Here is a 14,532-nt window from a genome sequence, read left to right as displayed (position 1 = left end):
TTTTGCCGTGTGGCGTGTTTTATTTTGTGATGTATTTCAAAGACGTGGCGGGAATAGCATGAAAAGAGGGGAAAGGCTTGCAGGCCGGATAAGGCGTGACGCCGCTATCCGGCCTCTGTTCGAGGAATTAATCCTGACGCAGTACGTTGTGGCCATAGGCCAGCAGCGCGTCGGTGACGTTGCGCATCATGCGGCTTTCTGGTGCAAAGCGGTGCCAGTACAGCATCCGACGCTGGAACAGGCCTGGCGTTAAGTCGATAAGCTCACCGCTTTCCAGCTCTTTCTCAATCTGTAAGTGTGGGATCATGCAGCAGGTTGTTCCCTGACGGGCTAACTGGACGAAGGCTTCAGACGAGTTAACGATATGGCACGGTACGCTGCCCGGCGGTAGGTCGAAGTTTTGTTGCAAGAACGCCTGGTGCATATCATCAAGATGGTCAAACGCGACCGCCGGGGCTTTCAGCAGGGCGGAACGGGTGACGCCGTTTGGGAAATAACGCTCGGCGAAAGGTTTAGAGCCAACAAACAGGTAGTCCAGCGCGCCCAGTTTATCCACCAGACAGCTTGGCAGCGCCTGATGTTGAATACTCACCGCACCGACTACTTCACCACGACGTAGACGTTCCTGGGTTCGGGTTTCATCTTCAACCTGCAGGTTCAGTCGAATCGGTGAATTAGCCAGTACCGGGGCCAGTGCCGGAAGTAACCAGGTCGCCAGACTGTCGGCGTTCACCGCCAGCGAAAGCAGAAGCGGCGTCGAGCCGGTTTGTTCATCGCCCAGCCACTCGTCTTCCAGCAGTTCAACCTGGCGCAGAAGCGCCAGTAGTTTCTGTCCCTGTTCCGTTGGGCGCGGCGGTACGGTGCGCACCAGCAGCGGTTGTCCGAACATATTCTCAAGCTGTTTTATGCGCTGTGAAACCGCGGATTGCGTGATGCACAGCTTTTGCGCCGCGCGCTCAAATCCTCGTTCACGAATAACCGCATCCAGTGCTTGTAGTGTTCTGTAGTCCGGACGTTTCATTGCTTTGACGCACTCCTGAAATTTTTGCTTGTTCTGCACTATGACACAATTTTTGATTGGGTAAAGACGAAATCCGCCGCTTGCGAGCGGGTGTGGGGACATTTTTCTGCACAATGTTCTATAATGCGCGTGAATTTTCCCACCATATTCACACCACAGGCGAAACGATCATGACGCAGGATGAACTGAAAAAAGCAGTAGGATGGGCGGCACTTCAGTATGTACAGCCCGGCACCATTGTGGGCGTAGGTACAGGTTCAACAGCCGCACACTTTATTGATGCGCTGGGCACAATGAAAGGTCAGATTGAAGGTGCGGTATCCAGTTCGGACGCATCGACTGAAAAACTCAAAAGCCTTGGCATCCACGTGTTCGATCTTAACGAAGTGGACAGCCTCGGCGTATACGTTGACGGCGCGGATGAAATCAACGGTCACATGCAGATGATCAAGGGCGGCGGCGCAGCGTTGACCCGTGAAAAAATCATTGCTTCCGTGGCGAAGAAATTTATCTGTATCGCGGATGCGTCTAAAGAAGTCGATATTCTCGGTAACTTCCCGCTGCCGGTCGAAGTGATCCCAATGGCGCGCAGCGCTGTGGCTCGCCAGTTGGTGAAGCTGGGCGGTCGTCCTGAATACCGTCAGGGCGTCGTGACGGACAACGGCAACGTCATCCTCGATGTGCACGGTCTGGAGATCCTCGACGCCATCGCGCTGGAAAATGCCATCAATGCGATTCCTGGTGTGGTAACCGTCGGCCTGTTTGCCAACCGTGGCGCGGATGTCGCGCTGATCGGTACGCCTGACGGCGTGAAAACTATCGTAAAATGATCTGACGGGAGCGTCTTCTCCCGTTAAAAAAATTTTGGCAGGGCAAATTTGGTGACTTGTGTCACGTTTATAATATTGTCCTGCCGATCTCTCCAAAGAAAAAGTTATCGCCAGTATTTTCCTCTGACATTTCCCGTTGAATGACATTTCTTCAGCACGGCGACGCAAACGTTCATATTGCCGCAATATTATTTTTTGATATGTTGAAGAGACGGATGAAAATCCCACACACAACACATCAGTTTGAACAAAAAAAGACAGGGTCGGGGAAATGGCAAAGGTATCACTGGAGAAAGATAAGATTAAATTTCTGCTGGTTGAAGGCGTGCACCAAAAAGCACTCGAAAGCCTTCGTGCAGCAGGTTATACCAACATCGAGTTTCACAAAGGTGCTCTGGACACTGAACAACTGAAAGAGTCCATCCGTGATGCCCACTTCATTGGCCTGCGATCCCGTACCCATCTGACTGAAGATGTGATTGACGCCGCAGAGAAACTGGTCGCGATTGGCTGCTTCTGCATTGGCACCAACCAGGTTGATCTAAGTGCAGCGGCAAAGCGCGGGATCCCTGTGTTTAACGCACCATTCTCTAACACACGTTCCGTTGCTGAGCTGGTGATTGGCGAACTGCTGCTACTGCTACGTGGCGTACCCGAAGCGAACGCCAAAGCGCACCGCGGGGTGTGGAATAAACTGGCTACCGGCTCTTTTGAAGCGCGTGGTAAAAAACTGGGGATCATCGGCTACGGCCACATTGGTACTCAGTTGGGCATTCTGGCGGAATCACTCGGGATGCATGTCTTTTTCTATGATATTGAAAATAAACTCCCGCTTGGCAATGCCACACAGGTACAGCATCTTTCCGACCTGCTCAATATGAGCGACGTGGTCAGTCTGCACGTGCCGGAAAATGCCTCCACCAAAAACCTGATGGGCGCGCGTGAGATTTCGCTGATGAAGCCGGGGGCGCTGCTGATTAACGCCGCTCGCGGTACGGTTGTTGATATTCCTGCGTTGTGCGACGCGTTAGCGACTAAACATCTGGCGGGGGCTGCAATCGACGTATTCCCAACCGAACCGGCAACTAACAGCGATCCTTTCACTTCGCCGCTGTGTGATTTCGATAACGTGATCCTGACGCCGCACATTGGTGGTTCAACGCTGGAAGCGCAGGAAAACATCGGTCTGGAAGTAGCTGGGAAACTGACCAAGTATTCCGACAACGGCTCTACGCTGTCTGCGGTAAACTTCCCGGAAGTTTCGTTGCCGCTGCACGGTGGTCGTCGTTTGATGCACATTCACGAAAACCGTCCGGGCGTACTGACGGCACTGAACCAGATTTTTGCCGAGCAGGGCGTCAACATTGCCGCGCAGTATCTGCAGACTTCAGCGCAGGTAGGTTATGTGGTTATCGATATTGAAGCGGATGAAGATGTGGCGGAGAAAGCGCTGCTGGCGATGAAAGCCCTTCCAGGAACCATTCGCGCTCGTCTGCTGTACTGATTTCCTCTACATGGGCAGGCGGTTGACCTGCCCATCTTTCCTCTGATTTCCCTGCCTCAAAATCTCTTTCTGTAACGCATACATTCTGTTTTCGAGCTTTGCCGCAGTTGGCAACTAAAGGCAGCGTTGCGTGTTGTACAGCAATAAAAGGAATTTACGATAGGGGCGCAGCATAGCGCTGAAACGGGAAAGCCCCTACCGAAGCAGGGGCTCTAAAAAGGAAAGGGACGATGATGAGATACGTCATCATGCTGCTGATCCTGTTAATCATCGCTTGGCCAGCATATTAACAGAGAGTACGCAGGAGGGAGGTTCGCCTCCCTCACCCTTCACCGAGGAATTTAGGTCAAAAAAACGGCGCTGTCAATCGGCAAAAAACGGCTACCACTCCCAGATTTTGGACGGCGTCACCACCGCTGGCAGCGGGATATCCCACTCTTCAACCGGCAATTTTTCTACTAACTGGCAGTCATGCGCGTAGCCCACGGGTTGGATCTTATGCTGCTGCCAGTTTTGTAGCGTGCGGTCGTAAAATCCACCGCCCATGCCCAGGCGTTGCCCGTCCTCATCAAATGCCACTAACGGCGTAATCAGTACGTCCAGCTTTGACAGCGGCAATACGTCGCGTACATCAAGCCGTGGTTCCTGGATCTTTAAGCGATTGGTCACCAGGTCGCTGCGCGGATGATAGTGCAGGAACAGTAAATTACCGGGACTGAAGGGATGAAGAACCGGAAGGTAAACGCGCTTGCCCGCTCGCCACAGTTGATCTATCAGCGGCTGGGTATCGAGTTCGCCATCGAACGAGAGAAATACCGCCACAGTATGCGCGAGTACAACAGGGGGAAAACTGAGCATTCGGGTCGCGGCTTGCTGACCGTATTGTCGTTGCTGTTCAGAGGTCAACGCGCGACGACGCTGTCGAATCAGTTGACGAATTTCTTGCCGGGATAAAGGGAGTTCAGAAAGTAGTGTCATGGCTGTTGCCAGGTAGAAGGGAATCTCCGAGATGCCGCCGCAGGCTGTAACCCTTGAACCCTTGGTTCAAGGTGAATGCGTCGTCACAGTTTTAAGGCTTCTCGGACGGGCCGAGCATGCTCACCAACCATGGAGCGCCACATTCTTGTGGTATGAAATATCGGCTCAGGGGACTGGCCCGCTTGCAAACATCTCAGAGAAATTTTGTCTTCACGGTCACTCTACCACAGTAAACCGAAAAGTGTTATTCAAAGTTTTGGCCCGTTTTTTCGGTTATGCGACCCTGATCAAGCAACGCCTGTTCGATGGTCTGTTGTAGCATCCGAATACGTTGTTCCATGCTCGCCGCGTACTCACGCGTCTTCGCTTTTTCCTGAGTTAATTCATAGCTGATGTTCAACGCGGCGATGAAAACCAACTGCTCAGTATTTGTGACTCTAGTGCGAACTTTCAGATCTTGCAATCGCTGATTGAGATCGTCCGCAGCCTGATTCAACGCATCCCTTTGTTCAGGCGGGCAATTCACTCGCAGTGAACGGCCAAATATTTGGATATCGACGGGTTGTGCAGACATGCCACCTTCCTGCTGATTGACTGCGCTGCCTTCGTCTCCAGACCTTGGGTCCGCGAAGGGGCGACACTATAGCTACCCTGGTATCAAGATACAAGCCCTTTTCTGGTCCACCAGGGCCCAAAGTGGTAGCATACCATGAATATTCCTCCCTTTGATGACGAATGCTTATGTCTATACAGAACGAAATGCCTGGCTACAACGACGTTAGCCAGTTTTTGAACCAACAAGGGGCTGGAATAACCCCGGCCGAAATGCACGGCTTGATCAGCGGGATGATTTGCGGCGGCAACAACGACAGCTCATGGCAGCCGCTGCTGCACGACCTGACGAACGAAGGTTTGGCCTTCGGTCACGAGCTGGCTCAGGCACTGATGAAAATGCACTCTGCCACCAGCGATGCCCTCGAGGACGACGGCTTCCTTTTTCAGCTTTATCTGCCTGAAGGCGACGACGTTAGCGTGTTTGATCGTGCCGATGCGCTGGCGGGGTGGGTAAACCACTTTTTGCTGGGCCTTGGCGTTACGCAGCCAAAGCTCGACAAAGTGACCGGTGAAACCGGTGAAGCGATTGACGACCTGCGCAATATCGCTCAGTTGGGATATGACGAAGACGAAGATCAGGAAGAGCTGGAAATGTCGCTCGAAGAGATTATCGAATACGTGCGCGTAGCCGCCTTGCTGTGTCATGACACGTTTACGCGTCAGCAGCCGACCGCGCCGGAAGTCCGTAAACCGACTCTGCACTAAGAACGAAACGCAAAGGAGAGTGTGATGAGCGAGATATCTCAGCAAGAATTCCAGCGTCGTCGCCAGGCTTTACTGGCACAAATGCAGCCCGGCAGCGCCGCGCTGATTTTTGCCGCGCCTGAAGCGACGCGCAGCGCGGACAGTGAATACCCGTACCGCCAAAGCAGTGATTTCTGGTACTTCACCGGTTTTAACGAACCGGAAACCGTGCTGGTGCTGATTAAAAGTGATGACACTCATAACCACAGCGTTTTGTTTAATCGGGTTCGCGATCTGACGGCGGAGATCTGGTTTGGCCGCCGTCTGGGCCAGGATGCCGCACCGGCAAAACTCGGCGTTGACCGGGCGCTGGCCTTCAGTGAAATCAACCAACAGCTGCACCTGTTGCTCAATGGCCTGGACGCGGTGTACCACGCGCAGGGCGAATATGCCTGGGCAGATGAGATTGTGTGCACGGCGTTGGATAAACTGCGTAAAGGCTCCAGACAAAATCTGCACGCACCCGCCGCGATCATCGACTGGCGTCCAATGGTGCATGAAATGCGCCTGTTCAAATCACCAGAAGAAATTGCGGTCATGCGCCGTGCCGGAGAGATCAGTGCGCTGGCGCATACCCGCGCGATGGAAAAATGCCGTCCGGGAATGTTTGAATACCAGTTGGAAGGGGAGATTCACCACGAGTTTACTCGCCATGGCGCGCGTTACCCATCCTATAACACGATTGTCGGCAGCGGCGAAAACGGCTGTATTCTCCATTACACCGAAAATGAAAGTGAAATGCGCGATGGCGATCTGGTGTTAATTGACGCCGGGTGTGAATACAAAGGTTATGCGGGCGACATTACGCGTACCTTCCCGGTAAACGGCAAATTTTCCCCTGCTCAGCGTGAAATCTACGACATCGTACTGGAGTCATTAGAGACCAGCCTGCGCCTGTATCGCCCGGGGACGTCCATCCAGGAAGTCACCGGCGAAGTGGTGCGCATCATGATTACGGGTCTGGTGAAGCTTGGCATTTTGCACGGCGAGATCGACCAACTGATTACCGAAAATGCGCATCGCCCATTCTTTATGCATGGTCTTAGCCATTGGCTGGGACTGGATGTGCACGACGTTGGCGTTTATGGTCAGGACCGCTCACGTACTCTCGAGCCAGGAATGGTACTCACTGTCGAACCGGGGCTGTATATCGCACCGGACGCCGATGTGCCGCCTGCTTATCGTGGTATCGGCATTCGTATTGAAGATGACATCCTCATCACCGAGGACGGCAATGAGAACCTGACCGCCAGCGTGGTGAAGAAAGCGGATGACATTGAAGCCTTAATGGCTGCGGCGCGACTGCAATGAGCGTGATTATCGTTGGCGGTGGTATGGTCGGTGCGACGCTGGCGCTGGCCATTTCTCAGCTCAGCCACGGGACTCTGCCTGTTCACCTGATAGAAGCGAGCGAACCTGAAACTGACCGCCATCCAGGGTTTGACGCCCGGGCGATCGCGCTGGCGGCAGGGACCTGCCAACAGCTGGCGCGAATTGGCGTATGGCAGGCGATTGCCGATTGCGCAACGGCGATCAAAACGGTTCACGTCAGCGATCGCGGCCATGCCGGATTTGTGACGCTGGATGCGCAGGAATACCGTATTCCGGCGCTGGGCCAGGTGGTAGAACTGCACGATGTCGGGCTGCGTTTGTTTGCGCTGCTGCGTAAAGCGCCGGGCATCACGCTGCACTGCCCCGACCGTGTAGCCAGCGTGTCACGCACGCAGGAACGCGTTGAGGTTACGCTGGAAAATGGCGAGATGATCAATGGTCGCCTGTTGGTGGCCGCCGATGGCACGCGCTCCGCACTGGCTACCGCCTGCGGCGTTGACTGGCAGCAACAACCCTATGAACAACTGGCGGTGATTGCCAACGTCACGACCTCCGTTGCGCATGACGGGCGAGCGTTTGAACGTTTTACGCAATATGGCCCGCTGGCAATGCTACCGATGTCTGATGGTCGCTGCTCGCTGGTGTGGTGCCATCCGCTGGAGCGGCGTGATGAGATTATGGCCTGGTCCGACGAACAATTTTGCCGCGAACTGCAAACTGCGTTTGGCTGGCGGTTGGGGCGTATTACCCAGGCCGGTAAACGCAACGCCTATCCGCTTTCATTAACCTCGGCGCAAAAAGCCATTACCCATCGTACTGTGCTGGTGGGGAACGCAGCACAGACGCTGCATCCCATTGCCGGACAAGGTTTCAACCTTGGTCTGCGCGACGTGATGAGCCTGGCTGAGACGTTGACGCAGGCGCAAAACTGCGCGGAAGATATCGGTGATTATGCGGTGCTGGCACGCTATCAGCAGCGCCGCGAACGCGATCGCGAAACGACGATTGGTGTGACCAACAATTTGGTGTATTTGTTTGCCAATCGCTGGGCCCCTTTGGTCGTTGGGCGTAATGTCGGGCTGATGGCGATGGAATTATTCACGCCTGCGCGCGATGCGTTGGCGGAGCGGACCCTCGGTTGGGTTGCGCGATAGATATAACCTGTAGGCCGAATTAAAAAAGCAGGCCTGATTAGCGCAGCGCCATCAGGGAATGTCGCGGAAGTAATGCCGGATGGCGGCTTTGCCTTATCCGGCCTACGGTTTTTGATTGTCCTATTTTCAGGAGCAAACAGTGCAAAGTGTTGATGTAGCAATTGTTGGTGGCGGCATGGTGGGGCTGGCGGTTGCCTGCGGCTTGCAGGGCAGCGGGTTGCGCGTTGCAGTGTTAGAACAACATGTTCCGCAGCCTTTGGCGGCGGATGCACCTCCTCAGCTTCGCGTATCGGCCATTAATGCCGCCAGTGAAAAACTGCTTAGCCGACTGGGCGTCTGGTCCGACATTGTTGCCCGTCGCGCTTGTTGCTACCACGGCATGGAAGTCTGGGACAAAGACAGCTTTGGGCGTATTGCGTTTGATGACCAGAGCATGGGCTACAGCCATTTAGGCCACATCGTTGAAAACTCAGAGATCCATTACGCACTCTGGCAAAAAGCGCAGCGTTCAGCGGACATTACGCTGATGGCGCCCGCTGAGTTACAGCAGGTAGCCTGGGGTGAGAATGAGGCATTTCTGTCCCTGAAAGATGGCGCAATGCTGACAGCTCGCCTGGTGGTCGGCGCCGATGGCGCTAACTCCTGGCTGCGCAACAAAGCGGATATTCCGCTCACTTTCTGGGATTACCGTCATCATGCGCTGGTGGCGACTATCCGTACGCAGGAAGCTCACGGCGCGGTTGCGCGGCAGGCGTTTCACGGTGAGGGGATCCTGGCGTTCCTGCCTCTCAGTGACCCGCACCTGTGCTCTATCGTCTGGTCGCTCTCGCCGCAGGAAGCAGAACGCATGCAGCAGGCAAGCGTTGACGAGTTTAATCAGGCGCTGAATATCGCTTTTGATAATCGCCTGGGGCTGTGCAGCCTTGAAAGCGAGCGTCAGGCGTTTCCGCTGACGGGACGCTATGCCCGTCAGTTCGCTGCTCATCGTCTGGCGCTGGTGGGGGATGCGGCGCATACCATCCACCCGCTGGCGGGTCAGGGGGTTAACCTTGGCTTTATGGATGCGGCGGAGTTGATCGATGAGCTGAAGCGGCTACAGCGTCAGGGCAAAGATATTGGTCAGTATCTCTATTTGCGCCGCTACGAGCGCAGCCGTAAGCACAGCGCAGCGATGATGCTGGCCGGTATGCAGGGCTTTCGTGAACTGTTTGCAGGCGAGAATCCGGCGAAAAAACTGCTGCGTGATATTGGTCTGAAACTGGCCGATACCCTGCCAGGCGTAAAACCACAGCTCATCCGCCAGGCGATGGGACTGAACGATCTTCCTGAGTGGTTACGCTAGCGTCCGTAAGGACAATCTTAAGAGTTTGAGACCCGTCACACTTTCCACTCCCGGCCTGCGCGCCGGGGTGCTTCTCTCATTTGAAATAATCTAATTCCACGCCTTTTTTCGCATTAGTTTTTTTAATATTACGTTTTTTTCATAACGCCATTTTTGACAATTTTTCCACATTTAATGTTGGTTGGTGCTGTTAATTCCAGCTTGTATTTATTTTTTATTCTGATTATTTGCCGTATGGATGGGGTTTTGTTCTGTCGGTGATTTTGCTGTTTTTGGCCATAAGCTAATGTGATGGTTAATTTTGCCTTATGGTTTAGCGTCTGTTTCGGTGGTAAGTTCAGGACAAAGAGAACGTTTGCGTCGTGGCCCCTGGAGCGGCTGCGGTGCTGGGTTTCGTGGCGAAAATTTCACCGCGAAAGAGTTGGTAGCCCCGCTTATTCAACGAGGACAAGATGGCTCAACAGACTCCTTTGTACGAACAACACACGCTATGTGGCGCGCGCATGGTAGATTTCCATGGCTGGATGATGCCACTGCATTACGGTTCTCAGCTTGATGAACACCATGCTGTTCGCACCGATGCCGGAATGTTTGATGTGTCACATATGACCATCGTCGACCTGCGCGGTAGCCGCACCCGGGAGTTCTTGCGTTATCTGCTGGCAAACGACGTCGCGAAGCTAACGAAGACGGGTAAAGCCCTCTACTCCGGTATGCTCAACGCTTCGGGCGGCGTGATAGATGACCTGATTGTCTACTACTTCACTGAAGATTTCTTCCGCCTCGTTGTAAACTCCGCCACCCGCGAAAAAGACCTCTCCTGGATTACCCAACACGCTGAACCTTACGCCATCGACATCACCGTTCGAGACGATCTATCGCTGATTGCGGTGCAGGGCCCAAACGCGCAGGAAAAAGCAGCCACATTGTTTACTGACGAGCAGCGCCAGGCGGTAGAAGGCATGAAGCCGTTCTTCGGCGTTCAGGCGGGTGATTTGTTTATCGCAACCACCGGTTATACCGGCGAAGCAGGCTATGAAATTGCCATGCCGAGTGAAAAGGCGGCAGACTTCTGGCGTGCGCTGGTACAAGCAGGTGTCAAACCTTGCGGTCTTGGCGCGCGCGACACGCTGCGTCTGGAAGCCGGCATGAACCTGTACGGTCAGGAGATGGACGAAGCCATTTCTCCGCTGGCGGCCAACATGGGCTGGACCATCGCGTGGGAACCGACTGACCGCGACTTTATCGGTCGGGAAGCGCTGGAAATGCAGCGTGAAAAAGGCCACGAACAGTTGGTTGGACTGGTGATGACCGAGAAAGGCGTACTGCGTAATGAACTGCCGGTGCGTTTCACCGATGCTTCCGGCAATCAGCAGGAAGGCATTATCACCAGCGGGACATTCTCCCCAACCCTGGGTTACAGCATCGCGCTGGCGCGTGTCCCTGCGGGTATTGGTGAGAACGCGATCGTACAGATCCGTAACCGCGAAATGCCGGTAAAAGTGACTAAACCTGTTTTTGTGCGTAACGGCAAAGCCGTCGCGTAATTCATCCTTTTTTGGAGATTGATTGATGAGCAACGTACCTGCAGAACTGAAATACAGCAAAGAACACGAATGGCTGCGCAAAGAAGCTGACGGCTCTTACACCGTTGGGATCACCGAACATGCTCAGGAGCTGTTAGGTGACATGGTTTTCGTTGACCTGCCCGAAGTTGGCGCAACCGTCAGCGCGGGCGATGACTGCGCCGTTGCGGAATCCGTAAAAGCGGCATCCGATATTTATGCGCCAGTAGGCGGTGAGATTGTTGCGGTTAACGACGCGCTCAGCGACTCCCCGGAACTGGTCAACAGCGAGCCGTATGCAGGGGGCTGGATCTTCAAAATCAAAGCCAGCGATGAAAGCGAAATTGAATCGTTGCTGGATGCGACTGCATATGAAGCTTTGTTAGAAGACGAATAAATACGCTTCATTCTTCACGTTGCAGGTGTGTTGGCTTTCTTGCACACCTCAGTTACTTACTGATGTAAGCTCCTGGGGATGTGCTGCGTCGCCGCCTTCCTGCAACGCGAATTTTTTGCGTATTCAGGTAAGTAGAGACACCTACGATTCACTGCACGTTTCAGGAACCATCGCCCATGACACAGACGTTAAGCCAGCTTGAAAATAGCGGCGCTTTCATTGAACGCCACATCGGACCGGACGCCGCGCAGCAGCAAGAGATGCTGAATGCGGTTGGCGCCGAGTCGTTAAACGCGCTGATCGGCCAGATTGTGCCGAAAGACATTCAGCTCGCAACCCCGCCACAGGTGGGCGAGGCGGCGACCGAATACGCTGCGCTGGCTGAATTAAAAGCCATCGCCGGGCGTAACAAGCGCTTCACGTCCTACATTGGCATGGGCTACACCGCCGTGCAGCTGCCACCGGTTATCCTGCGTAACATGCTGGAAAACCCGGGTTGGTACACCGCCTACACCCCATATCAACCGGAAGTCTCCCAGGGCCGTCTGGAAGCATTGCTGAACTTCCAGCAGGTGACGCTGGACCTGACCGGCCTGGACATGGCTTCCGCTTCTCTGCTGGATGAAGCTACTGCTGCAGCTGAAGCCATGGCGATGGCCAAACGCGTCAGCAAACTGAAAAACGCTAACCGTTTCTTTGTGGCGGCTGATGTTCATCCGCAAACGCTGGACGTAGTGCGTACTCGTGCGCAAACTTTTGGTTTTGACGTCATTGTTGATGACGCGGCAAAAGCATTGGATCATCAGGATGTGTTCGGCGTGCTGTTGCAGCAGGTTGGCACCACCGGTGAAGTGCACGACTACAGCGCCCTGATGGCTGAGCTGAAATCCCGTAAAATAGTGGTCAGCGTCGCTGCCGACTTTATGGCGCTGGTACTGCTGACTGCACCGGGCAAACAGGGCGCGGATATCGTTTTCGGCTCTGCGCAACGCTTCGGCGTACCGATGGGCTACGGCGGCCCGCACGCGGCATTCTTTGCCGCTAAAGACGAATTCAAACGCTCCATGCCAGGCCGTATTATCGGCGTCTCCAAAGATGCAGCGGGTAATACCGCCCTGCGCATGGCGATGCAGACTCGCGAACAGCATATCCGCCGCGAGAAAGCGAACTCCAACATTTGTACCTCGCAGGTTCTGCTGGCCAACATCGCCAGTCTGTATGCCGTTTATCATGGCCCGGTTGGCCTGAAACGCATCGCTAATCGCATCCATCGTTTGACCGATATTCTGGCAGCCGGTCTGCAACAGAAAGGATTGAAGCTGCGTCATGCGCACTACTTTGACACTTTGTGTGTTGAAGTGGCCGATAAGGCTGCGGTACTGGCGCGTGCTGAAGCGGCAGAAATCAACCTGCGTAGCGATATCCATAACGCGGTAGGTATTACGCTTGATGAAACCACCACCCGTGAAAACGTGGTGCAGTTGTTCAATGTTCTGCTGGGAGACAGCCACGGTCTGGACATCGATACGCTGGACAAAGACGTGGCGCTCGACAGCCGTTCCATTCAGGACAGCATGCTGCGTGATGATGCGATCCTCAGCCATCCGGTGTTTAATCGCTATCACAGCGAAACCGAGATGATGCGTTACATGCACTCGCTGGAGCGCAAAGATCTGGCCCTGAACCAGGCAATGATCCCGCTGGGATCTTGCACCATGAAGCTGAACGCTGCCGCCGAGATGATCCCTATCACTTGGCCGGAATTCGCTGAACTGCATCCGTTCTGCCCGCCAGAGCAGGCAGAAGGTTATCACCAGATGATCGGCCAGCTTTCCGAATGGCTGGTAAAACTGACCGGTTATGACGCAGTCTGCATGCAGCCGAACTCCGGCGCGCAGGGCGAGTATGCGGGTCTGCTGGCGATTCGCCATTATCACGAAAGCCGTAACGAAGGCCATCGCGATATCTGTCTGATCCCGGCCTCTGCCCACGGTACCAACCCGGCCTCCGCACAGATGGCGGGTATGCAGGTAGTGGTTGTCGCCTGTGATAAGAACGGCAACATCGATCTTGGCGATCTGCGTGAAAAAGCGGCGCAGGCGGGTGAAAACCTCTCCTGCATCATGGTGACCTATCCCTCTACTCATGGCGTGTATGAAGAAACGATCCGTGAAGTGTGCGACGTTGTGCACCAGTTTGGCGGCCAGGTTTATCTTGATGGCGCGAACATGAATGCTCAGGTTGGGATCACCACACCGGGCTTTATCGGTGCCGATGTCTCACACCTTAACCTGCATAAAACATTCTGCATTCCGCACGGCGGCGGCGGCCCAGGTATGGGGCCAATCGGTGTTAAATCGCATCTGGCGCCGTTCGTGCCGGGTCATAGCGTAGTACAGATTGAAGGGATGCTCACCCGTCAGGGCGCGGTTTCTGCGGCACCGTTCGGTAGCGCATCCATTCTGCCGATCAGCTGGATGTACATCCGTATGATGGGCGCAGAAGGTCTGAAGCAGGCAAGCCAGGTGGCGATCCTTAACGCTAACTACATTGCCAGCCGTCTGAAAGATGCCTATCCGGTGCTGTATACCGGTCGCGATGGTCGCGTGGCACATGAATGTATTCTCGACATTCGCCCACTGAAAGAGGAGACCGGCATCAGCGAACTGGATATTGCCAAGCGTCTGATCGATTACGGTTTCCATGCGCCGACCATGTCGTTCCCGGTAGCGGGTACGCTGATGGTGGAACCGACTGAATCGGAAAGCAAAGTGGAACTGGATCGCTTTATCAATGCGATGCTGGCAATCCGCGCAGAGATCGATCGCGTGAAAGCCGGTGAATGGTCGCTTACAGATAACCCGCTGGTTAACTCCCCGCACACGCAAAATGAGCTGGTCGCGGAGTGGAATCACGGTTACAGCCGCGAAATCGCCGTCTTCCCGGCGGGCGTAGCGAACAAATACTGGCCGACCGTGAAACGCCTTGATGACGTTTACGGTGACCGTAACCTGTTCTGCTCCTGCGTGCCGATGAGTGAATATCAGTAA

General features: G+C 54.5%; 12 protein-coding genes and 1 other RNA gene. 9 read left to right on the top strand and 4 right to left on the bottom strand.

From position 1 onward, the window contains the following. Window positions 1-127: 127 nt before the first annotated feature. Complete coding sequence (gene argP / locus WC7_RS06770; protein ID WP_003825477.1) at window positions 128-1,021, bottom strand: DNA-binding transcriptional regulator ArgP; 894 nt, start codon at window positions 1,019-1,021, stop codon at window positions 128-130. 170 nt (window positions 1,022-1,191) lie between these two features. Here argP and rpiA point away from each other — a divergent pair, with 170 nt between their 5' ends. Further along, the gene (rpiA, locus tag WC7_RS06775; protein WP_016154364.1) at window positions 1,192-1,851 is read left to right on the top strand and encodes a ribose-5-phosphate isomerase RpiA; all 660 of its coding nucleotides are present in this window, start codon (window positions 1,192-1,194) and stop codon (window positions 1,849-1,851) included. A gap of 271 nt (window positions 1,852-2,122) precedes the next feature. Continuing rightward, window positions 2,123-3,355, top strand: coding sequence for a phosphoglycerate dehydrogenase (serA, locus tag WC7_RS06780; RefSeq protein WP_016154363.1), 1,233 nt, complete (start codon window positions 2,123-2,125; stop codon window positions 3,353-3,355). 381 nt (window positions 3,356-3,736) lie between these two features. Here serA and WC7_RS06785 read toward each other — a convergent pair whose 3' ends face one another. From WC7_RS06785 to zapA, 3 genes are all read right to left on the bottom strand, one after another. Further along, window positions 3,737-4,333: a 5-formyltetrahydrofolate cyclo-ligase gene (locus WC7_RS06785; RefSeq protein ID WP_016154362.1), complete on the bottom strand. Its 597-nt coding sequence runs from the start codon at window positions 4,331-4,333 to the stop codon at window positions 3,737-3,739. 19 nt (window positions 4,334-4,352) lie between these two features. Beyond that, window positions 4,353-4,536, bottom strand: a non-coding RNA gene (gene ssrS, locus WC7_RS25850) — 6S RNA. 41 nt (window positions 4,537-4,577) lie between these two features. Next, window positions 4,578-4,907 (bottom strand): cell division protein ZapA, encoded by a 330-nt coding sequence (gene zapA, locus WC7_RS06790; RefSeq protein ID WP_003026980.1) that lies wholly within the window; start codon window positions 4,905-4,907, stop codon window positions 4,578-4,580. Between the two features lie 167 nt (window positions 4,908-5,074). Here zapA and WC7_RS06795 point away from each other — a divergent pair, with 167 nt between their 5' ends. The 7 genes from WC7_RS06795 (at window position 5,075) to gcvP (ending at window position 14,532) form a co-directional block, all read left to right on the top strand. Beyond that, window positions 5,075-5,653 (top strand): YecA/YgfB family protein, encoded by a 579-nt coding sequence (locus WC7_RS06795; RefSeq protein WP_016154360.1) that lies wholly within the window; start codon window positions 5,075-5,077, stop codon window positions 5,651-5,653. A 24-nt stretch (window positions 5,654-5,677) separates the two neighbouring features. Further along, window positions 5,678-7,003, top strand: coding sequence for a Xaa-Pro aminopeptidase (pepP, locus tag WC7_RS06800; RefSeq protein WP_016154359.1), 1,326 nt, complete (start codon window positions 5,678-5,680; stop codon window positions 7,001-7,003). Continuing rightward, window positions 7,000-8,178, top strand: coding sequence for a 2-octaprenyl-6-methoxyphenyl hydroxylase (gene ubiH / locus WC7_RS06805; RefSeq protein ID WP_016154358.1), 1,179 nt, complete (start codon window positions 7,000-7,002; stop codon window positions 8,176-8,178). Before pepP ends, ubiH begins: the two co-directional genes overlap by 4 nt. Window positions 8,179-8,317: 139 nt before the next feature. Then, window positions 8,318-9,520, top strand: coding sequence for an FAD-dependent 2-octaprenylphenol hydroxylase (ubiI, locus tag WC7_RS06810; protein ID WP_016154357.1), 1,203 nt, complete (start codon window positions 8,318-8,320; stop codon window positions 9,518-9,520). Between the two features lie 452 nt (window positions 9,521-9,972). After that, window positions 9,973-11,067: a glycine cleavage system aminomethyltransferase GcvT gene (gene gcvT / locus WC7_RS06815; RefSeq protein ID WP_016154356.1), complete on the top strand. Its 1,095-nt coding sequence runs from the start codon at window positions 9,973-9,975 to the stop codon at window positions 11,065-11,067. Between the two features lie 25 nt (window positions 11,068-11,092). Then, entirely contained in the window at window positions 11,093-11,482 is a 390-nt protein-coding gene (gene gcvH, locus WC7_RS06820) for a glycine cleavage system protein GcvH (protein ID WP_003026965.1), read from the top strand. Window positions 11,483-11,658: 176 nt separating this feature from the next. Then, window positions 11,659-14,532 carry an aminomethyl-transferring glycine dehydrogenase gene (gene gcvP / locus WC7_RS06825; RefSeq protein WP_016154355.1) on the top strand — a complete coding sequence of 958 codons (2,874 nt, stop codon included), beginning with the start codon at window positions 11,659-11,661 and terminating at the stop codon, window positions 14,530-14,532.

It is taken from the genome of Citrobacter sp. KTE151 (genome assembly GCF_000398845.1).
Lineage (GTDB): Bacteria > Pseudomonadota > Gammaproteobacteria > Enterobacterales > Enterobacteriaceae > Citrobacter > Citrobacter braakii.
The sequence above is the reverse complement of the archived record's forward strand: the minus strand, read 5'-3'. Positions and strand labels throughout refer to the sequence as shown.